This window comes from Alphaproteobacteria bacterium (assembly GCA_026400645.1).
Taxonomy (GTDB): domain Bacteria; phylum Pseudomonadota; class Alphaproteobacteria; order Paracaedibacterales; family CAIULA01; genus JAPLOP01.
In genome coordinates, this window is sequence record JAPLOP010000030.1 from 1 (window position 1) to 20,355 (window position 20,355).

At 45.3% G+C, this 20,355-nt stretch carries 25 protein-coding genes; 12 read left to right on the plus strand and 13 right to left on the minus strand.

What is annotated here, in order from left to right; translation table 11 throughout:
• Positions 1–481: glycosyltransferase (locus NTX76_04905; GenBank protein MCX7338599.1), on the plus strand; the 481-nt coding region annotated here is incomplete at its 5' end.
• On the opposite strand, the gene NTX76_04910 is transcribed toward NTX76_04905, so the two are convergent.
• A complete protein-coding gene (locus NTX76_04910) occupies positions 478–1,140 on the minus strand; it encodes a hypothetical protein (protein ID MCX7338600.1) in 663 nt (220 codons plus the stop codon). The genes NTX76_04905 and NTX76_04910 overlap by 4 nt on opposite strands.
• Before the next feature lie 140 nt (positions 1,141–1,280).
• Here NTX76_04910 and NTX76_04915 point away from each other — a divergent pair, with 140 nt between their 5' ends.
• Positions 1,281–2,903: a serine hydrolase gene (locus tag NTX76_04915; GenBank protein MCX7338601.1), complete on the plus strand. Its 1,623-nt coding sequence runs from the start codon at positions 1,281–1,283 to the stop codon at positions 2,901–2,903.
• Here the strand turns inward: NTX76_04915 and lpxK are convergent.
• From lpxK to NTX76_04940, 5 genes are all read right to left on the minus strand, one after another.
• A complete protein-coding gene (lpxK, locus tag NTX76_04920) occupies positions 2,896–3,852 on the minus strand; it encodes a tetraacyldisaccharide 4'-kinase (protein MCX7338602.1) in 957 nt (318 codons plus the stop codon). The two genes, NTX76_04915 and lpxK, sit on opposite strands and share 8 nt — an antisense overlap.
• Before the next feature lie 93 nt (positions 3,853–3,945).
• Positions 3,946–6,099, minus strand: a complete 2,154-nt coding sequence (locus tag NTX76_04925; GenBank protein ID MCX7338603.1) for a bifunctional (p)ppGpp synthetase/guanosine-3',5'-bis(diphosphate) 3'-pyrophosphohydrolase — start codon at positions 6,097–6,099, stop codon at positions 3,946–3,948.
• A gap of 2 nt (positions 6,100–6,101) precedes the next feature.
• Positions 6,102–6,614, minus strand: coding sequence for a demethoxyubiquinone hydroxylase family protein (locus tag NTX76_04930; protein MCX7338604.1), 513 nt, complete (start codon positions 6,612–6,614; stop codon positions 6,102–6,104).
• Entirely contained in the window at positions 6,596–7,108 is a 513-nt protein-coding gene (locus NTX76_04935; GenBank protein MCX7338605.1) for a disulfide bond formation protein B, read from the minus strand. Before NTX76_04935 ends, NTX76_04930 begins: the two co-directional genes overlap by 19 nt.
• A gap of 4 nt (positions 7,109–7,112) precedes the next feature.
• The gene (locus NTX76_04940; protein MCX7338606.1) at positions 7,113–7,760 is read right to left on the minus strand and encodes a VTT domain-containing protein; all 648 of its coding nucleotides are present in this window, start codon (positions 7,758–7,760) and stop codon (positions 7,113–7,115) included.
• 159 nt (positions 7,761–7,919) lie between these two features.
• Here NTX76_04940 and NTX76_04945 point away from each other — a divergent pair, with 159 nt between their 5' ends.
• The gene (locus tag NTX76_04945) at positions 7,920–8,735 is read left to right on the plus strand and encodes a hypothetical protein (GenBank protein MCX7338607.1); all 816 of its coding nucleotides are present in this window, start codon (positions 7,920–7,922) and stop codon (positions 8,733–8,735) included.
• 33 nt (positions 8,736–8,768) lie between these two features.
• On the opposite strand, the gene smpB is transcribed toward NTX76_04945, so the two are convergent.
• Together smpB and dapA are read right to left on the minus strand one after the other, a co-directional pair.
• Positions 8,769–9,257 (minus strand): SsrA-binding protein SmpB, encoded by a 489-nt coding sequence (gene smpB, locus NTX76_04950; GenBank protein MCX7338608.1) that lies wholly within the window; start codon positions 9,255–9,257, stop codon positions 8,769–8,771.
• A 2-nt stretch (positions 9,258–9,259) separates the two neighbouring features.
• The gene (gene dapA, locus NTX76_04955; protein MCX7338609.1) at positions 9,260–10,132 is read right to left on the minus strand and encodes a 4-hydroxy-tetrahydrodipicolinate synthase; all 873 of its coding nucleotides are present in this window, start codon (positions 10,130–10,132) and stop codon (positions 9,260–9,262) included.
• Between the two features lie 85 nt (positions 10,133–10,217).
• Here dapA and NTX76_04960 point away from each other — a divergent pair, with 85 nt between their 5' ends.
• The 6 genes from NTX76_04960 (at position 10,218) to NTX76_04985 (ending at position 14,682) form a co-directional block, all read left to right on the plus strand.
• A complete protein-coding gene (locus tag NTX76_04960) occupies positions 10,218–12,110 on the plus strand; it encodes a lytic transglycosylase domain-containing protein (protein ID MCX7338610.1) in 1,893 nt (630 codons plus the stop codon).
• A 114-nt stretch (positions 12,111–12,224) separates the two neighbouring features.
• On the plus strand, positions 12,225–12,422 hold the full coding sequence (gene rpmI, locus NTX76_04965) for a 50S ribosomal protein L35 (protein ID MCX7338611.1): 198 nt from the start codon (positions 12,225–12,227) through the stop codon (positions 12,420–12,422).
• A 12-nt stretch (positions 12,423–12,434) separates the two neighbouring features.
• The gene (gene rplT, locus NTX76_04970; GenBank protein MCX7338612.1) at positions 12,435–12,809 is read left to right on the plus strand and encodes a 50S ribosomal protein L20; all 375 of its coding nucleotides are present in this window, start codon (positions 12,435–12,437) and stop codon (positions 12,807–12,809) included.
• Positions 12,810–12,813: 4 nt separating this feature from the next.
• Positions 12,814–13,842 carry a phenylalanine--tRNA ligase subunit alpha gene (pheS, locus tag NTX76_04975; GenBank protein ID MCX7338613.1) on the plus strand — a complete coding sequence of 343 codons (1,029 nt, stop codon included), beginning with the start codon at positions 12,814–12,816 and terminating at the stop codon, positions 13,840–13,842.
• Positions 13,826–14,017 carry a hypothetical protein gene (locus NTX76_04980; protein MCX7338614.1) on the plus strand — a complete coding sequence of 64 codons (192 nt, stop codon included), beginning with the start codon at positions 13,826–13,828 and terminating at the stop codon, positions 14,015–14,017. The genes pheS and NTX76_04980 overlap by 17 nt, the downstream gene beginning before the upstream one ends.
• On the plus strand, positions 14,002–14,682 hold the full coding sequence (locus NTX76_04985; GenBank protein ID MCX7338615.1) for an HAD-IA family hydrolase: 681 nt from the start codon (positions 14,002–14,004) through the stop codon (positions 14,680–14,682). Before NTX76_04980 ends, NTX76_04985 begins: the two co-directional genes overlap by 16 nt.
• A gap of 197 nt (positions 14,683–14,879) precedes the next feature.
• Here the strand turns inward: NTX76_04985 and NTX76_04990 are convergent, their stop codons facing one another.
• From NTX76_04990 to plsY, 5 genes are all read right to left on the minus strand, one after another.
• The gene (locus tag NTX76_04990; GenBank protein ID MCX7338616.1) at positions 14,880–15,638 is read right to left on the minus strand and encodes a hypothetical protein; all 759 of its coding nucleotides are present in this window, start codon (positions 15,636–15,638) and stop codon (positions 14,880–14,882) included.
• Positions 15,639–15,770: 132 nt separating this feature from the next.
• Positions 15,771–16,568 (minus strand): type II secretion system protein, encoded by a 798-nt coding sequence (locus NTX76_04995; protein ID MCX7338617.1) that lies wholly within the window; start codon positions 16,566–16,568, stop codon positions 15,771–15,773.
• Positions 16,543–17,028, minus strand: a complete 486-nt coding sequence (lspA, locus tag NTX76_05000; GenBank protein MCX7338618.1) for a signal peptidase II — start codon at positions 17,026–17,028, stop codon at positions 16,543–16,545. Before lspA ends, NTX76_04995 begins: the two co-directional genes overlap by 26 nt.
• Before the next feature lie 2 nt (positions 17,029–17,030).
• Positions 17,031–17,381 carry a 2TM domain-containing protein gene (locus NTX76_05005; protein ID MCX7338619.1) on the minus strand — a complete coding sequence of 117 codons (351 nt, stop codon included), beginning with the start codon at positions 17,379–17,381 and terminating at the stop codon, positions 17,031–17,033.
• A complete protein-coding gene (gene plsY / locus NTX76_05010) occupies positions 17,365–17,961 on the minus strand; it encodes a glycerol-3-phosphate 1-O-acyltransferase PlsY (protein ID MCX7338620.1) in 597 nt (198 codons plus the stop codon). Before plsY ends, NTX76_05005 begins: the two co-directional genes overlap by 17 nt.
• 97 nt (positions 17,962–18,058) lie before the next feature.
• On the opposite strand from plsY, the gene cmk reads away from it, so the two are divergent.
• From cmk to NTX76_05025, 3 genes are all read left to right on the plus strand, one after another.
• Positions 18,059–18,721, plus strand: coding sequence for a (d)CMP kinase (cmk, locus tag NTX76_05015; protein ID MCX7338621.1), 663 nt, complete (start codon positions 18,059–18,061; stop codon positions 18,719–18,721).
• A gap of 148 nt (positions 18,722–18,869) precedes the next feature.
• On the plus strand, positions 18,870–19,334 hold the full coding sequence (locus NTX76_05020; GenBank protein ID MCX7338622.1) for an OmpA family protein: 465 nt from the start codon (positions 18,870–18,872) through the stop codon (positions 19,332–19,334).
• Positions 19,335–19,443: 109 nt separating this feature from the next.
• A complete protein-coding gene (locus tag NTX76_05025; GenBank protein ID MCX7338623.1) occupies positions 19,444–19,995 on the plus strand; it encodes a cytochrome c family protein in 552 nt (183 codons plus the stop codon).
• Positions 19,996–20,355: the final 360 nt, after the last annotated feature.

Sequence of the window (20,355 nt, forward strand, 5' to 3'; positions counted from 1 at the left end):
ATTTATGGATCCAACAGCGCTGTCTGTGGTTTTGTTGGGTGCAGATCAAGGTCGGCATTCATACCGCCAAGAATTACAAGAATTGGCCAGGCATCTGCCTGCTGGGCTGGATGTTAAATTTATGTCAAATCATGACGATATGCCGGTCGCCTATGCGATGGCGGATATTGTGGTGTCGTGTTCAACGGACCCAGAAGCCTTTGGTCGTGTCACGGCAGAGGCGTTATCGATGGGGCGTCTGGTTATCGGGACGAACCATGGAGCAACACCAGAGCTTTGCTTTCAGGATCAGACGGGGTTTCTTGTTCCGCCATCGGACAGTCAGGCCCTGGCTTTGATGATCCAGGAGGTGAGGGGGCTTTCGCCCGAACAGGTAGATACCATTCGGCACGAAGCCCGTACACATATTGTTCGAAATTTTTCCCTAACAAGGATGGCAGAGCAGACGATTGCGCTTTATCTAAAGGCGGCTAAGCTTTAGCTTTCTTCTGCTGTGTCGCCACCCTTATCATCGGAGGATGCATCCCCGGAATCCGCCGGGGTGTTGGTATCATCACTTGTTGCTTCTTCTTCGGCAGCGGCAGCTACGGGTGGCTTGGTATCTGTTTTTTTACCCTTTGCTGCTATAGCCTTTGGGGTGTCGCCACTTTTCCCTGCATTGACAGAAGTCGCCGCCACCATATAAAGGGGTTGGGAATTCATCATCAAGGATGGTGCAGTCGACATCGGAAGGGAAGCCTGGATGGGGGCTTGCGCAAAGTTTTGAAACTGCGCCTGTGGCATCATGACCATTTGTTGCTGTGTCCCAGCAGGCTGTGGCATCATGACATATTGCGGGGTTGTCGCCGCCGTGGATTGCTGACCATATTGCATGACCGGTTGTCCATTGATGATGCCCATTTGTGACGGAAGTCCAGCCAGCATTGATGCCGAATCAATTGTGCCAGGGCGCGTTGGAATGAATTGACAATTATCGGCCGTACAGTAATTGAGGGAAGCATTCTTTTGATCAAAGACAAACAAAGCTTTGTCCTGCGAGAATAATGCATAGCGATCCTGGTTATTGCTTTTGTAGGTGATTACCGCGCTTATTGACAGCAGAACGGTGACGGATATGATTAATGTTGATTTGACTCCCATGATTATCTCCTTTTAAAATGGGGACTGGGCCTTTTTTAAAATTGCCCTTTTTGGGGATTGCCCAATAGTCCCTTTTAAGTTTAGTCTTATTCTATATATACTCCTGAAATTCTTAATATTTAGTGAAGAAGAGTCATCTTGTGAATAAATTTTTCATCTTTTTAGCCTGCACTTTTGTTTTCTCGGTATCGACAGGTCATGCAACCTCAAAAATTGAAGCGATTATTCCCGCTTTTGAATCCTATATTCAACAATCAATGCAGGATTGGAAAGCGCCAGCCGTGGCGGTGGCCATTGTTAAAGATGGAAAAGTTGTTTATCAAAAGGCGTTCGGCGTAAAGGAGGCGGGCAAAGCCGAGCCCGTTGATGACCACACAGTTTTTCAAATTGCATCCCTCACAAAAACATTTTTGGTAACCCTGATAGGACAGCTTGTTGATGAAAAAAAGCTGTGTTGGGATGACCCTGTTATAAAATATTTACCCAATTTTTTTATTGCTGATCAAAAAACAACGGAAGATTTCAAAATCAGGGATCTTATTTCACATCGAAGCGGCCTGCCTCCATTCTCAGGGGATACACTGTGGGATTTGGGGTGTGGTCAGGATGAAATCAAGCACGCTTTAGCCAAGATCCCCCTGCAGAATCCCGTCAGACTGGAATACGGATATCAAAATCATCTTTTTGGTGTTGCCGGCCTTGTGGTGGAAAAAGTGATGGGGAAGCCCATTTCTGAGCTGTTTCAAGATCGGATTTTTTCCCCGATTGGTATGACCGATTCAAGTGATAATTTGCAGTCTATTCAGGATTTTCCCAAAAATAAGGGGATTTTTGGATGGTTCAAAAGCCTGTTCAAAAAAACGCCTCCGGTTGAGGATAAAAAGAATGTGGCCCTTCCGCACCATATTATTGATGGGCAGGTGCATTCCCTTCAGCCGGGGTCCTGGATGTATATATTCCCGGGAAGCACCGGTGTTAACACATCAATTTCCGATTTAGCAAAGTGGATGATTTTTCATTTGAACAATGGAAAGGTCGGGGATAAACAAATTATTTCCCTGCCGTCACAAAAGGAAATGCGATCCCCGCAAGTGTTGGCCAATCATCTGCGGCCGGATGATATGCAATTTCCAGCTACCCGAATTCGCAATGTATCTTATGGGATGGGATGGTTTTTGTATGAATACGGCACCGATGTGCGCAAAGTACAAGCCATAGGCCATATGGGCGGATATGCTGGTGTGCGAAGCTTGATGACCCTGGTCCCGGGGGAAAATGTTGGGATCGTCATTCTGTCGAATTTTGGGGCCCTTAGGGTCAGCATGCTGCCAGAGGCATTAAGAAATAAATTCTTGGATTTGTATATGGACTTGCCTGATAATGACTGGAGTCGGGATAATCTGGAAAAAATGCAGACGATTCGGGATAAAAATAAACGCGCAAGGCAAATGCAAAAACTAAACGCACTTAGAATCCCGCAGCCCCTTGATGTTTACGTTGGGGATTACGAAAATGAACTTTACGGGTCCCTGAAAGTTACTGAGAAGGATGGAAAATTAGCCCTGATTTATCGGGATAAAGTAATTCCCCTAACCCATTGGAATAATGACGAATTTTCTTTTAACAGTAACCAGCTTAGTCTTGCTTACTGTGATTACGATACTGGTTATATTGAATTTGGGGTTCGCGAAAAGAAGGCCATCGTATGCGCGATTAATTTGTTACACGAGGGGAAAGAAGACATCTTTCATCGGATCAAGTAATTGGAAATTTCTCGTGGAGGAGTTTTTTGATGGCCCCTGGATTGTCAAACTTCAACCGTATTGGCAGCACTAAAACACGATCACGAAAGCCGCTTGGCAGACGTAAATGATCCTTTTTCGTTGTGATTAGGTCCGCTTTATAATTGTTAGCAATGCGACGGAGCCGGCGCATATCCATAATTGTATAAGGATAATGATCCGCAAACGTAACAAATTCCCGAATAGTATATTGATGTTCATGGAGTGTATGGCGAAATTTAAGGGGGTATCCAATCCCCGCAAAGGCAACAACAGGATGCGTTGGAATTGGCCCCACGTGGACTATTTTTGCACCAAAATGCCCCTTGATTGTTTGTTTCGCCAAATGTGGATCGCCTATTAATATGATGGCTTGTCCTCTTTTAAGGCCAGTATGAATGGGTTCTCGTAAGGGGCCGGCAGGAAACACAAAACTATTTCCAAAGCCCTGGAGGACATCAATAACAATAAAACTAAAATCCTTGTGAATGCTGGCATTTTGCAGCCCATCATCCATAACAAGAATGGATGCGCCTTGTTGTATGGCTGCCTTTGCTGACTCGATGCGATCAGCACTAACCCATGTCGGGGCGATTTCGGCCAGCATTAGGGGTTCATCCCCAACCTGTAGATAGCCGTGGACTTTTGGATCGACGTTAATGGTTCCCTTGATATAGGCCCCGTACCCCCTGCATAAAATATGGGGGGTGTGCCCAAGTTCCTTAAGGATTTCGACAATAGCCATGACCGTTGGGGTTTTTCCGGCACCCCCCATGACAAGGTTGCCAACGCAAATGACAGGTATAGATACTTTCACTGGCGTAACGCGTGATTCCCGCCATGCTGCAATGCGCGTGTAAATCCACGAAAGGGGCCTCAGCGCTTGGCTTAGCCCGTAAGTATGATCCCAAAATTTAGGTGTTTTTATCATGATAATGCCAGGATTCGACTTTATTGTCAGTTTTGCAGTGTATATTATAACGATGGTTATCGCAATGTATATTATAAATTTTTGGATCAATTTTTATATGCGCTCTACATGATTTGTGATGGAAAGTGAACGTAGCGTTCCTTTGATGTTGTTTAAATGGTCGACGTCCTTAACTTCTATATCAACAAGCAATTCCCAAAAATCTTCCGTTCTGTTTGTGATCTTTAAATTGATGATGTTGCTGTTTTGTTTGCTGATGGCGGTTGTTGTTGCCGCAAGGCTACCAGGCTTGTTATGAAACGTCACTTTCAGGCGGCCAACAAGGCGCATATTTTCATCCACCCTTTCATGCCAGGATAAATCCAAAAGGCGATCTGGGTCGATTGTTGACAAAACCTCGCAATCATGGGTGTGGATGGTGACACCCTTTCCGGAAATAACAACGCCGACAATCATATCCCCGGGCAGGGGGTGGCAGCACCCTGCATAGTGGACAGCCATCCCAGGGATGAGGCCGTTAATGCAAACGGGTGAATGATCCACGGAGTTTGCTTTTTTATGGAGCATGATTTTGTTTTCAGCATCAAGAGCCCCCTGTTTTGATGGGTCTACCTTTTTTTCGCTGACATAGGCCGTGGCGATGACTTCTTTGGCTGTTTGAATTCCCTCGCCAATGGCAGCATATAAATCTTCTAACAATGGATACTGAAAACTTTTAAGGACTGCTGAAAAAGTCTTTTCTGAAAACTGGACGTGTTCCCGGATGCAAGCTTTATGGAGGAGGGATTTTCCAAGATCGCTAAATTGTTGCCTTTGTTGTGTTCGGACAAAACGACGTATTCGTGCCCTTGCCTTGCCGGTAACAACAAACCGTTCCCATGTGGGGGATGGGCTGTGATTGTTCGCTGTGATAATTTCGACCTGATCACCGTTTTCAAGAATGGTTCTAAGTGGGGCTTGTCGTCCATTGATTTTTGCGCCAATGGTCCGATCGCCAATGGCAGAATGAATGGCATAGGCAAAATCGATCGTTGTGGCCCCCTTGGGCAAGGAAAACAATTCCCCTTTTGGGGTAAAGCAAAAAACCTGATCCTGAAACATCTCGAGCTTTGTATGTTCTAAAAATTCCTCTGGATTTGAGGCTTGCTCCAAAATTTCCAAAAGTCCGCGTAACCAGGCATACTGCTTTCCATCGTGAAGATCACCATCACCCTCTTTCTTGTATTGCCAATGTGCCGCAACCCCCAATTCACAGACCTGATTCATTTCAGTGGTTCGGATTTGCATTTCAATGCGTTGATTGAGGGGGCCAATTAACCCCGTGTGAAGGGATTGGTAATTATTGGCCTTTGGCGTGCTGATATAATCTTTAAATCTTCCTGGAACAACCAGGTAATGGCTGTGGATAATGCCCAGCGCCTGATAGCATTCCGGGATCGTATTCACGGTCAACCGAAACGCCATAATGTCAGCCAATTGTTCAAAGGCAACATTTTTCTGCTGCATTTTACGCCAAACAGAATAGGGTGTTTTAAGTCGCCCATTTACGGAACAGGGAAGCCCCAAGTTATTGGCGCATTGTTTTAGATGATCAATGATGGATTCAATTGCATTTTCAGATGATTGATAAAGAAAGCTCAGGCGGCTTTTGATGGATTCGTACATTTCGGGGTTGAGTACACTAAAGGCTAGGTCCTCAAGCTCGTCCTTGATGCGTTGCATCCCCATTCGTTCAGCCAGGGGCACATAAATATCCATTGTCTCGCGGGCAATGCGACGGCGTTTTATGGGGTCATTGATATACTGAATCGTGCGCATGTTATGTAGGCGGTCAGCAAGCTTTACCAGTAATACGCGGATGTCGCTGGACATGGCCAAAACCAGTTTTCGAAAGTTTTCGGCCTGTTGCGTGGCCTCTGATTGCAATTCTAACCGGGATAGTTTGGTAACACCATCCACTAATTTGGCAATTTCTGTGCCGAATAATTTTTGTATTTCATCAAGCGTTGCGACTGTGTCCTCGACCGTATCATGAAGCAGGGCCGTTACAATGGAACAGGAATCCAGCTTGAGTTCCGTCAAAATACCGGCCACCTCAAGCGGGTGCGAAAAATAAGGGTCGCCGTTTGCACGCACTTGTGTTCCATGTGCCTTTAATGAGAAAACATAGGCACGATTGACCATATCCTCGTCCATTGACGGATCATATCGTTTTAGCCGGTCCACAAGTTCAAATTGACGTATCACCGTTAAATCCTTGACGATAGCCAGATGGCGGCTTTGGATATGGTTTGAATGGCGACGTTTAAATAGGGATAAAGTGGGGTGTCTTCTCCGCCTTGTTGGATGGCCATGTCTTTGTGTTCTAATTCCTCTTGCTGGCACTGGGAAATGATGGTTTTGATTTCTGTTGCGTGATCATAGTCTTTGAGTTGATCAAGCTGTTTTCCATAATGGCGATCAATAACGGTTTCCACGGCAATCGTGCACGCATGTGCTGCTTTTTTGCCTAACAGCGCGGTTGTCATCCCAAGGGCAAAGCCACCTATGTGCCAAATGGGCTGGAGGAGGGTGGGGCGCACCTTGTGTTCGATAAGCAATTGATTAAATAGGCGCAAATGATGTTGTTCCTGTTCAGCCATATGGGTTATTTTGGGATCGCGTCCAAAGACGGCCAATTGCCCCGCATAAATTCGCGTTGCGCCATATTCCCCGGCTTGATTCACCCTGAGCATGCGATCGATTATGGTTTTCGGCGGCATATGATTCCCATACCCAAAAAAAGACCCAATAAAGCGAGTGTATTCCAAATTGTTGCGGAAATACCGAAAATACGCCAATTAACCTGATCGCATCGAACAATGGGGGCGCGCTGGATATTCTGACGCATATAGGTAAGCTTTTCTTGGTTGCTTAGTTGATCCATTTTGGCGCTGTCCAGAACGTTGCCCGTGCAGGATGCTGGCCCCCTCCACCAATGATTTTCAACGCCGACATGATAAAAACTTAAAGCCAACATCCCGGCAATAATAATTCCCTGTAAGCCCGTAATCGGGGATCGCGTCCAAAGAAAATTCACAAGGGATACAAACCCAAGGCCACAAAACAGATACTGCATGTACACACATAAGGCGCACGGTTTAATGCCATATTTATGTTCGGCCATGTATGCAACCAACAAAGAAGCCATGCAAAAAATGCTAACGCCCAGGCTGTAAGTTCTCGGGTTCAGCAGGCATAATATTTTTTGAATCATGCGCTTATCCGATAAAATTTAAAATAAAAAATCCACCAACAAGCGCACCAATTAATGCGTAAAAGAACCAGCTTAGATATTTTTCGATATAATATTTTGCCTTTGGGCCGCACCACCATAAAAATGCAGCAACATAGAAAAAACGGATTCCACGTGCAATAACAGAGGCGGCGGTGAAATAAACAAGATCGTAATGCGCAACGCCGCTGGCAATAGTGACCAATTTAAATGGAACGGGGGTCAACCCTTTTAGGGCAATGATCCAAAATCCCCATTTTGCGAATTCTTGGTGAAATTTCTCAAAGCCTGCTGACATATTATAGGTATCGATAATCCAGGATCCCAAGGAGGCGTACAAATAATACCCAATCGCATAGCCCAAAAATCCGCCCAAGACCGATGTAATTGTTCCCCAAATCGCCAATCGCCATGCAAGGGATCGATTCGCCAAAACCATTGGGATCATCAATAAATCGGGGGGCAGGGGGAAAAATGAACTTTCCGCAAATGACATGGCGCAGAAAATCCAAAACGCCTTTGGGGTGTCGGCCATATCGATAGCCTTGCCATAAAGTCTGTGTAGCCACCCCTGTTTTTTCGGGGGGATGGGCAGGTCGGTCGATGAGTCGGATTCTGACGGAAGAATAAGCATGATCAACAGGTATTATAGGTGTTTGAACAAGTGTAGCATTTGATCCCCATAGAAAGCAAACACTTGTCTATCAGAGGAGATATTAACCAAATTTTAATAAACCCATACTACTATAATGTAATAGATACTATTCATTCTTGATGTATATGGAGATTTACAATGTCATTTTGTTTTTTAGATCGCTTTACCGCTCGATCATTTCTGCTGATTTGTTTTCATTGTTTGTGTTTTCAATCTGCTAATTCGTTTGACGCGGAACTAGCAGAGCAGATTCCGAAACCGACATCTCACAAAAGATTAGAAACTATCAAAGAGGAAGATCCCACAAGTTTGGAGCCATTCATGTATGAATCAACACTTGATAAGGTTGCTGTTTTGACGCCATCTGTAGCAATGGCTACCAATCTTTTGTTGAACACTGCGCAAGTTTTGGATCCAATCCAGATGGGGCAGGGGTTTATAGCAGGGTTTTTTATGGCAGATGCCCTGTCCGGGATTTTGCATTGTGCCGGCGATACATTTAGTGGGGAGGATAACGAACCCTCGACCGCAACTGACGTCATTAAAGCTCTATCTCGTGGGGCCTATTTGCATCATTCCTTTCCCTATCGACTGGCTGAAATGTCTTATTGGGAGGCTACTCGAGGAGCCAACCTTTGTTTGATCCCTGTGCTGATGGGGGCAAGCGCATTAGGTGGTGGAGCTGGTTATGTGCTTGGTGTCACAGGGGTTTTTCTGGCCAACCACGAGGTTTTTCATGCCATTGCTCACGGTAAATATAAAGGTAATCCCCTTATAAAATTGCTCACGGACAGCAAAATCATTCTGGATAAAGACCATCACCAGGGTCATCACCAGGGTTATACACAGAACTTTTGTGTGATCAATGGATACATCATGGATATGATTTTAAATCCTTTGGCGGCAATTTTTCGCAGTTGGTGCGGGAAAAGACCAACGATGCAAGATGATTAAGGGTCTGGGCAGTTCCTGATTTTTGCTTCGATGTTATTGTTCCTTTAAAATTCTTGCCTTGTCTCTGGCCCAATCGCGTTCTTTGATTGTTTGTCGTTTATCAACTGTATTTTTACCTTTGGCCAAGGCGATTTCAACTTTAGCCATTCCCCGTGCATTGAAATAAAGCGATAGCGGAACAATCGTCATCCCCTTGCGGCGCACGGCCCCCAAATATTTATTGAGCTGGCGTTTATGCAAAAGCAATTTGCGCGGGCGCTTGGGTTCGTGGTTGAATTTATTGGCTTGGGGATATTCCGATATGTTGGCATTGAACAGATATAATCCACCCGCGGTTTCGGGGGTCCCTGCCATCTCGCCAGCGAACGATTCGTTGATGCTTGCTTTGCCCACGCGCAGGGATTTGACTTCGGTTCCCGTTAGCATAATCCCAACCTCGATGGTTTCTAGGATTGCGTAATCAAAGCGGGCACGACGATTTTGCGCGATGACTTTTTCATGAGAATGTTTTGGCGCTGCCATGATTATACCAAACCCATCTGTTTAAGGACGGCTGATACTTTTTCCCCTGTTGCGGGCAAAACAGGAAGCAAGGGAGGCTTAAATTCGTTTTGAATCTTGCCCATCGCCGACAACGCGTATTTTACGGGTGTTGGATTTGATTCTATAAACATCGCCTGGTGCAGTGGCATTAAAACCTGCGTTAGACGCGTGAATTCAGGTATGTTCACATCCTGCCATGCTGCAATCAATTGTTGACATAACGATGGCGCCACGTTTGCTGTTACTGAAATGCATCCGTTCCCCCCATGGGCTAAATACCCGGGTGTTATGCCATCGTCGCCGGCCAGCAAGCTAAACTTTCGGGTCAATCGTGATCGCAACAATGTGGGGCGGCTTAGATCATTGGTTGAATCTTTTAATGCAATAACATTGGGTAATTCTGCCAACCTTAAAACAAGATCAATAGACATATCAATAGCGCAGCGCCCTGGATTATTATACAGAATCAATGGCAGATCAACGCTGTCGTGAATCGCTTTGAAATGTTGATAGAGACCGTCTTGTGTGGGTTTGACATAATAGGGGGCAACAACCAAAATCGCATCCGCTTTTAATCGTTTTGCATCAACAGCCATGCTGATGGATTCGTGCGTGGATGGTGCGCCACAACCAACAATGACGGGGATGCGGTTGCCTGCGCCCTCGATAACAATGGAAATGATGCAATTCCGTTCATCGTGTGTAAGCAGGGCCGCTTCGCCGGTAGAGCCACAGGCAACGACACCTTGGGTCCCTGCTGTGCAATGCCACGATACAAGATCAGATAAAGCTTTTTCATCGACCTTGCCGTTTTTAAACGGAGTCACTAGGGCCACTATGGAACCAGAAAACATTGCCAAGTCTCACTATATTTAAAAGATTTCAATTCAGAATAGTGCTAGGATCGAAAAAAATCCAACAGAATTACACTTTAACGACATGAAAATGATTTGGCTGCGGTGGTCTTTGCAAAGTTTTATTTTTTTGGGCCTGGCGATGCCCTGTCATGGTAGCTCGCCCCTGTTACAGAAATATACGACTTGGAAAAAATTGACAACGGAACAAAATGTATCGCGGGCTGAGCTTGTGTCTTTTGTTCAGAAAAATCCCAGCTGGCCTTTACAAGATACGCTCCTCAAGAAAATCGAGGAAACCTTTACGAAAATGGACACTGCGCAAGCCCGACTTTCATGGTTTGATCAAAATCCCCCCGTCACGGCAGAGGGCGCTTTTTTATACGCAGAAGCTTTGTTAACCACCAATCAATTGACAAAAGCTACTGAATTCGTTCGAAAAACGTGGGTTTCGCAAGATTTGTCATCGAACGCTAGTACATTTAGGGAAAAATTTTCCGACCTTATCACGGAAAAAGAGGATCAGGATCGCCTTAACCGCTTGCTGTGCACAGAAAAAATTGCTGCCGCCCAAAGTATGTTTCGGTGGGTCAATCAATCCGAACAAGATATCGCCAAAACGCGTATTGAGCTGATTCAGGAAAAACCAACAGCATCCAAGCGGTTGACGGAAACACTTGTGTTTGCCAAGGATCACGCCGGGCTGTTGTATGACCAAATTAAATGGAATCGCCGACAAAAAAATAATGATGTGGCAAAAACCCTTCTTCTTAAGGGATCGCCCCAGGAAAACGACTTCCCTGAAGAATGGTGGACAGAACGGAATATGTTGGCAAGGCGATTCATAGAAGAAAAACGCTTTTCCGACGCGCTAAGCGTGATTCAAAAACATTGCCTGCGTCAGGGGGAAAACTATATCAATGCAGAATGGATGATTGGTTGGTTGCAACTGCGATTCTTAAAACAGCCCCAGAAGGCGTTAGAGCGTTTTCAAAGCATGCACAATACTGTTAAAAGCCAGATGAGCAAAGCACGGGCAGCCTTTTGGGCGGGGGAGGCGTCTAAGGTCCTTGGGTTAATCGACCAGGCGACGCAGTGGTACCAAAAGTCAGGCGAACGCCCAGCGACCTATTATGGACAATTGGCCCTGAGCCGACTCAATGCCGCTGGTGGTAAAAAGTGTCCATCCATCATGAGTAAACCCATTTTTTCAAAAGAAAGTAAAGCTCGGTTTGAATCCTATGAATTGGTGAAGGTTATCAGGCTGCTGCCAAAAAATGAAAATCAGCAATTTGTCGTTCCACTATACACAAAGCTTTCAAAGGAAATTCAAGACCCGGAGGAACAGGTTTTGTTGGGCGAACTTGCCAGCCAGTCTGGATTGGGGCATTTGGCCGTTTGTTTTTACAGGAATATCAGGAATGATCAAAGAATAACAACCCCCTATGCGTTCCCTGTGTTACCAAAACTTGTTTCGCAAACGATTATCCCAAAGATAGCAAGGGGCAATTCCAATCTTCTTTATTTGGCGCATGCCATTATTCGTCAGGAAAGCGAATTTAACGCAAACGCCCAAGATTCACTTGGGGCCAAAGGATTGATGCAGCTTATGCCCCAAACAGCGATCGAGCTTGAACGCAAGGTGCCTATAAAGGGGTCGCTTTATTCCGTTGAAAAAAATGTGACTCTGGGAACGACGTACATTAAGGATCTTTTGGATGATTTTGGGAATAACCTGATTTTGGCCATTGCGGCCTATAACGCGGGGCCCAAGGCGGTTAATGAATGGATTTCCGTTTTTGGTGATCCGCGTGATGGCAAAATCGATGCCGTCGATTGGGTCGAGCTGATCCCATATCATGTAACGCGAAATTATGTCCAAAGAGTGTTGGAGAATTTCATGGTTTACAAGGAACGCCTAAAGAGCAAGGCGGTAAGCTCGTGTGATCTTGCTCAGCATTTAAAGATAAATCATTGACTAATGGGTGGATTCTGACCTAGACTTCTTTGGTACATGCAGCATGGCGGGGGACTTTTGTTCCGGGCATGCCTATCTGCAATTTATTTAGTAACCTTTAGAAAAGAGTTTGAAATGCCCAAGTTAAAAACGAAGAGCAGCGTGAAGAAGCGCTTTCGACTGACCGGAACGGGAAAAGTCAAAATGGGACAGGCCGGAAAACGGCATGGCATGCGCAAACGCAGCAATAAAATGCTGAGGAATGCCCGTGGGACGACAGTGATGTTTTCCGGCGATGCTAAAAAAGTCAAAAGTTTTTATTTACACGTTTAGGGAGAAACCGAAGTGTCACGTGTTAAAAGAGGCGTCACAACGCATGCTCGCCATAAAAAAATCGTCAAGATGGCCAAGGGATACCGGGGTCGTTCAAACAATTGTTACCGTCTTGCTCTGCAGAGAGTTGAGAAGGCTTTGCTTTATGCTTACAGAGATCGTCGCGTTAAAAAGCGTAATTTCCGGGCTTTGTGGATTCAACGTATCAATGCCGCAACTCGTGAAATGGGAATGACCTATTCCACGTTTATCAACGGTCTTTCAAAAGCAGGGATTATTGTGGATCGGAAAGTCATGGCTGATTTGGCGATGAACCAACCTGATTCGTTCAAGAGTTTGGTCTATGAAGCACAAAAGGCTCTTACCTCTGATGGCGTAGCCGCTTAAGCGTATGCTTACAGCGTGCCCTATTCAGGAGGAATGGTCTAAGAAAATCAAGGGGTGTTCAGATGTATCTTTGTTAGAGGAGATGCGTGTGACCCTTTTGGGAAAGTCCGGGTTGGTAACGCAACAGCTTAAAGCACTGGGGCAGTTACCACCCGATGAACGCCGCACACAAGGTGCTGCAATTAACGCATTGCGTGACGCGCTGTCAGCATTGTTGGGGGGCCAAAAAGAAATCCTCGAACGACATGCCCTTGAGCAGCGTTTACGAAATGAAACCCTGGATGTGACGTTGCCGGTTCGGCCGGAAAAGCAGGGTACGCTTCATTTGTTAACGCAAGTGACCCAGGATATCAAAAATTATTTCCGTGACCTTGGTTTCGATTTTGTTGATGGCCCGGAATTGGATGATGACTATCACAATTTCGATGCGTTGAATATCCCGGCACATCATCCGGCACGTCAATCTCATGATACATTTTACATCAAGAATCACCCCACGCGGTTGTTGCGCACACACACAACCAATGTCGAAATCCGCACATTGGTGAACAAGAAACCTCCAGCGCGTCTGATTACGATCGGCCGCGTTTATCGAAGCGATGCATTGGATGCGACGCATACACCGATGTTCCACCAGCTAGAAGGGTTTGTGATCGAACCCACAATTCATATGGGGCACCTAAAGGGTTGTTTGTCCGATTTTTGCCGTCACTTTTTTGGCGTGGAAACCCTGACGACACGGTTTCGTCCAAGCTTTTTTCCATTTACAGAACCATCAGCAGAGCTTGATATCGATGCAAGCTTCCTGAATAAGGGAAGCAACAAAGCAACCAAATGGTTAGAGGTTTTGGGCTGCGGCATGCTACACCCACAAGTTTTGCGGAATTGTGGCGTTGATCCGGATACCCATCAGGGATTCGCCTTTGGCGCAGGTATAGAACGGTTGACTATGCTGAAATACGGCATCAAAGATATTCGGGAATTATATGATTCCGATGAACGATGGCTGAGCCATTATGGAACTTCTTTTTAAGCCAGGGCCTAATGCCCGATATATATCCAAGATGAATGAAAATGCTGAATTTATTGTGGACACCCTTTCGGTTGATAGATTCTTTGTCGATGGTTGTGATCAAATTATAAACCAAGTGGCTAGAAAATATAAGAATCAACAGTTGAGTTTGGATTGGGTATGGGGCCTAGCCTAGTGCCATGCAAAATAATCATATTTGATGTCGATGGTGTTTTGTTAACTGTAACCGATGCAAGGGGTCGATATCTTTGGTCGCTCGATGCTAAAGAAAAGCTTGGTTTTAGGACCCAGCATTTTCAAAAAATATTTAATGTTGATTGGGAAGATTGCGTCACCACAGGAAAAATAGACACCAAAGACTATCTGGCGCGTGTCTTTCATGATCCTGTCTTTGATGATATTCAGATCTCTCCTAATGATTTTATCGATTACTGGCTAAGGGATAGCAATAATGGATCCACCACTTATAAAATTAACCAGCCGCTTGTAAGGTTTATTGAGACGCTCGAAATCCCTGTTGGCATTGGGACAAATCAAGACCCATATCGTACGCAGTGGATTAAAAGTCTTATTGGCCATCAGCCATTCGATTTTATTTTTTCATCCAGCAGCATCGGTGCAAACAAACCGGATGCATTGTTTTTTCATCACATACAAAAAGTTTTGAATGTCCCTGCATCAGAAATTCTGTTGGTCGATGATACCCAGGCAAACATCGATGGGGCAAAACAGCAGGGATGGGAAGCTTTCTTTTACGATAATAGTTTAGACGAGCTGATAAAATTTATCGATAAATGGATCGTTATGAGTGTTCTGTTATTTACGGAAAACCTTAGGTGAATAACCTCCAGCTTGACGTAACAATCCCCAAAAAGCCTTATTGGGCCTGATGTTTTAAGGTCTGGATTGCTCATTTGGCTTTGCCCTCATCACAAGACGTCATTGTGATGAGCGGAGCTTTGGGCAACCTAGGATTGTCCTGGGTAATTTGGACATTTCCGGTCTTTCTTACGTCGAACTCAGGTTCATCTAGATGATCATTCTTCAGCTGGAGCTTCCTCAGCCGGAGCAGTCTCTTCTGCGGCGGGTTCCTCCGGGGTAGCCTCTTCTGTGATGACCTCTTCAGCCGGAGCTTCCTCAGCCGGGGCGGCTTCCTCCGTAGCAGGTTCCTCAGCTGGAGCAGTCTCTTCAGCCGGGGTAGCTTCTGCTGCGGCTTGTGCTTCTGCCTCTGCGACAGCCTTAGCTTCTGCTGCGGCTTGTGCTTCTGCTGCGGCTTGTGCTTCTGCTGCGGCTTGTGCTTCTGCCTCTGCGGCAGCCTTAGCTTCTGCGGCAGCCTTAGCTTCTGCTGCAGCCTTAGCTTTGGCAGCTTTTATTTTTGCAGCTTTAACCTTTGCAGCAGCATCAGCTTTAACCTTTGCGGCAGCATCAGCTTTAACCTTTGCAGCAGCATCAGCTTTAACCTTTGCAGCAGCATCAGCTTTAACCTTTGCAGCAGTGGGGGCTGTGGTCGCCTTTGGGGTAACTACCTTTACGCTAGTGGTCGCCTTTGGGGCGGTGCCTGTAGCTTTGCCGGCATAGGCATTGACTACCTCATTATGTGAACTATCAGCCATGCTCTTGGCCGAATTGGCCGCACCAGAGGCGCTATCATACATACTTTTTGCTGTACTGTAATGCTTTGTGGCTGTTTCATGTGCGCTGCTGGCCATGCTAGACAGGTCATCAAAAAAACCAGCCTCGCTTTGACAAATTGTTCCCAAAACCCATAGAAACGTTAGCGACATTATTCTTGGCATTGCTTTCTCCAAACCTTAAATCTTATTCAATCCTACTTGTTATTTTAGGGGGTAAATTGTTAACAAGTGCTTAATGAGGGAAAAATAATTTTTTAACCAAAAGAAAGGATGGGGGGCGTAGAAGAAATACTATTATTCATTTTCTTCAATTGCCTGACGGCAAACTTTTTTTGCATAAATAGCAAGCAAGTTATTGCGGGTGATCCATTGTACGCGATCATCGAAATCAAAGGATGGGGAATGGTCGATGAAATTATTGTTGCGGTCAGCATTTGTTGCCTTGTCCGGTGCTGACGTTGGCTGGACAGCACCATTTTTGTCATAGCTGCCGGCCCCACTTGCGCCATGGCTGATTAACACAAAGGCAATAAGGTCGTGACTATCGGCATCTATAACATCATGACCATGCGCATTTTTGACGCTTAAACTTTCATGGGTTCCGCCCTTGATACCACAAAAGTATCTGTCCGATGAGAATGGATCTCTATTGGGGGCAAAAATGGGGTCTGCATTCTTTTGCAATTGTTCGTCATCATCCGAAATTTTAATAGTTCGGGTTAAATGTACATCCACCCCATAAGAAATCCATCGATTGTATCCATCTTTTGCTGTTCTTTCGGAAAGGCCGATGGTCCGATAGGGCACAATACCGTGGGCTAAATCACCGCTTTTGCCAGCCTCCTCAGCGGATGCGCCGGGGGTTGCTGCAAGGGGTAGTTTTGCGTTTTGCATGACATAGGCCGCCAGCGAAGCCGTGATTTGTTCCATATTGGATTCGGTTTCATGGATGCGTTTTTGTTTGATTGCGGTCGTTAGGGCTGGTAACCCAACGCCCGAAATAACCCCGATAATGCATAAAACAATGGCAACCTCTAGCAGGGAAAAGCCATCGAGTTTCAGTTTTTTAATCTTTTTGGTCGAAATGATCATAAGAATTAATGAATTGTGACAGGGCAACCAAGCCAACGCCAACAACAATGGCGCTATCAGCTATATTAAACGCGGGCCAATGATACCCAAAAACATGGAAATCAAGAAAATCGACAACGCCACCATAGGAATAACGGTCAATGACATTTCCAATGGCACCGCCAATGACAAGGGAATACCCAAACCATTCCCCAATCAACAAGCTGCGACCCCACAGGAACAACAATAGGATTGTCAAGCCGACCACAATACCGATCAGAATCATCCGCCCCCAATAGTCGTTCGCCTGAAAAAAGCCGAAGCTAATTCCCCGATTAAAAAGGAGGGTGATGTTAAAAAAAGACGTTATGGGCAGCGATTGAGAAAGGGAGACGGTTGATAAAACAAGGGTTTTAGTCACCTGATCCAACACAACAATGCACGGGATTATTCCCAGACTCAAAAGCTTTAAGGCGCCCATTTTTATTCTTTGGTTTCTGATTCAAAACCACTGATCGCTGGTTCATTGCTGGGTGACAATTTTTTGATTTGTTCGGCTTCCCATTCTTTTTTCAAAAAGGGGAGGAATTCCTCTAGTGGGGGTAGTTGGGCCAGGCTTGCCCCTTGCGCGATTGCTGCCATAACAAAGGCGAACAATACCCATATTGGCCAAAACGTTCCCATGCCCAAGCTTAACCATACAATAACGCTCACCAGGAATACCGATCCATAAATGACCAGATTCATGTAAAGTTGTCGCATATTACGAACGTATTGATAAACGGTGTGGTGGTGCGATTTTTCGTCGTGTTCGGTGTTATTTTTTAAAGACATGTTCTTCTCCATTCCATAAGCGTTGTATATTCTGTCGATGCGTATAAAAACTCAGCCCCCCTAAAAAGACTGAAAGACAAACAAGGTCCCGTCCACCCCAACCGCTCCACACGAATACGCCCGCTAAAAATGGGGCAGATCCCAAGGCAATCAAGGCTGACAAGGAGGATGTACGACATAACTTTACCACAAGGATCCAGACAGCCGCAACAGAGAAGCCGAACAACCCGCTTAAGGCAAAATAAACCCCAAGGGAGGTCGCGACCCCTTTTCCGCCCTTAAAATGAAGCCACACAGGGAAAACGTGTCCAATAACGGCGGCCGCCCCAACCAAGCAGGCGAGGGGGTAATTATGGAAATATGAATTGACAATGAACACAGGGATTCCAGCCTTGATGGTATCCAGAAACAACGTCAGGGCTGCGATTTTTTTGTTTCCCGTACGCAAGACATTTGTGGCGCCAATGTTACCGGATCCGATGTGGCGAATATCACCAAGACCGCTGTTTTTTGTTAGCAAAAGACCAAATGGAATGGAGCCGGCCAGATAACCACCTAAAATGGATAAAATAATCATCATAATTTATTCCTGCGGGTTGCTGTCATAGTATTAGACTTTAATTAGAAACTACGGTATAAATCTTGTCAACCTCAACATGCTTGCAGTTTTTTTTAACATGTCAAATATTGATACTATTATTATTGCAGTTGATGGGCCTGCGGGCGCCGGAAAAGGCACAATTGGACGCTATATTGCCACCACATATACCCTAAGGCATCTGGATACCGGGTTATTGTATAGGGCGATTGCCATGAAATCTTTGCAAAAAAATATATCGCCCGATGATCTTTTGGGGCTTTCAGAACTAGCATCAGCCCTCACGATTGATGAGTTGGACAATTTTGACAAATCTGCTTTGCGTTCCGAAGAAATCGCTAATCAAGCATCCAAAATCGCTGTTGTGCCAGAGGTCAGGGCGAACATAACACGGATCATCCGGCTTTTTTGTCACTCTATCGAGCCAGGTTTTCGCGGTGCCGTTATTGATGGTCGCGATATTGGCACTGTCGTTTGTCCTGATGCCGCTGTGAAGCTTTTTATCACGGCCGATTCGGATATTCGTGCCCAAAGGCGCCAAAAGGAATTGTCTTATTCCACAGAAACGAGCAAAGTTTCCTATCTAAAAGGAATCAAGGAACGGGACGTGCGCGATCAATGTCGGCCTGTTGCCCCCCTTATTCCGGCCTCGGATGCCCATGTCATTGACACATCAACTCTTGATATAAAGGCCGCTTGTCTGGCTGCCAAGGCTATCATCGATTCCATTGTTGGATTCTAGGGCGGGGAACCTGTTGTATTTTGTCTACACCTGGCAGAGAAGATTCGCACAGCCAGGGCATTTTTTGTTTTACTAAAAATGGTTTATTTGTTAGGTTTTATATGGTTTATATTAACAACACTCATATACTAACCGATAGGATATAGAAATGAAAACACAACTTTTGACAGTTTTGGCAGCAGGCTTGCTAATGTCCGCTTGCGAAACAGCAACAAATCAAGACCAAAATGTTAGCGTTGGTAGCGTAGCTGCCCCCGGAACATCAGGTGACTTCAAAGCAAACATTAAAGATCGCGTATTCTTTAATTTCAACAAAGCCGATGTTTCTGCTGATGCAAAGAAAACATTGGAAGCACAAGCAGCTTGGTTGAAGACATACCCAGCTACATCTGCAAAAGTAGAAGGTCGCACCGACGAACGCGGAACACGTGACTACAACTTGGCTTTAGGTGCACGTCGTGCTGAAGCTGCTAAATCAACATTGGCTGGCCTAGGCGTTGATGCTGCTCGTTTGACGACAGTTTCATTTGGTAAAGACCAACCGGTTGCTCCAAGTGCAAAAACAGAAGAAGAACACGCACAAAATCGTACAGCTGTTACAGTTATAAACTAATAGCTTTACACGTTCTTTTGAAAAACCCGCCTCGGCAAAACTGTGGCGGGTTTTTTTGTGATAATTTGCTATGATGAATACAGTAACCAATTTTATTGAGTTTTAGCGTGTGGATGGCTTTGAATTAAACAAGATCGTTGCTGCAGTTTTAATAGCCCTGTTGCTTGCTATGATTTCAAGCCTGGTGGGGGAGGCATTTGTGCATCCCGAACCCCTAAAAACGAACAGCTTTGGTGTTGCTATACCCAACGGTATTTCTGCATCCGGCCCTTTGCAGATAGAAAATATCCTGCGGCCCATCGGACCCTTGTTAGCCAAGGCGAATCCCGCTGATGGTGAAAAAGTTTTTAAGAAATGTATTTCTTGTCACACAATCAAAAAAGGCGCACCTCATAAAGCCGGCCCCAATCTGTGGGATATTGCCCTAAGCCCGATTACCCGATCGGCGGATTATGCGTATTCGGATGCCCTGAGGAGCAAAAAGGGTGACTGGAGTTATGAAAACCTGAATCATTTTCTGGCAAAGCCACGGGAATTTGCCCCCAAAACAAAGATGACATTTATTGGAATTAGCAACGATCAGGAACGGGCTGACCTTGTGGCCTATTTGCGTCAGCAGTCTGATTCGCCGAAACCATTGCCAATCAACATGGAACCATAAATGCTTTGTGAAAAATTAGCTATACCCAAAATGAATGGAAATGTTGAAATTTTATGGCAGATAGTTTTTTCAGAAACAAGACAAAAAAACCGAGCATAGCTATTCTATGTAAGGATTTTTTTGTCGATGTTTATGGAGAAACTAGCAAACATAAAAGTCAACATTTTCATTTAGATTGGGTATAACCCCAGCTCGATATAAGAATCCCTAGAAACCTATCTTTTTCCTGGGTAATCCTGCTTCGTCTCTTACGCATCATCGCAACGACGTCGCGGCGTTCAGGGCGTAGCCCGACAAAGCAATCCAAAAATAGCGCCGAACTCATGACGATTTACTGAAAATGGTATTATGTGCCATAGA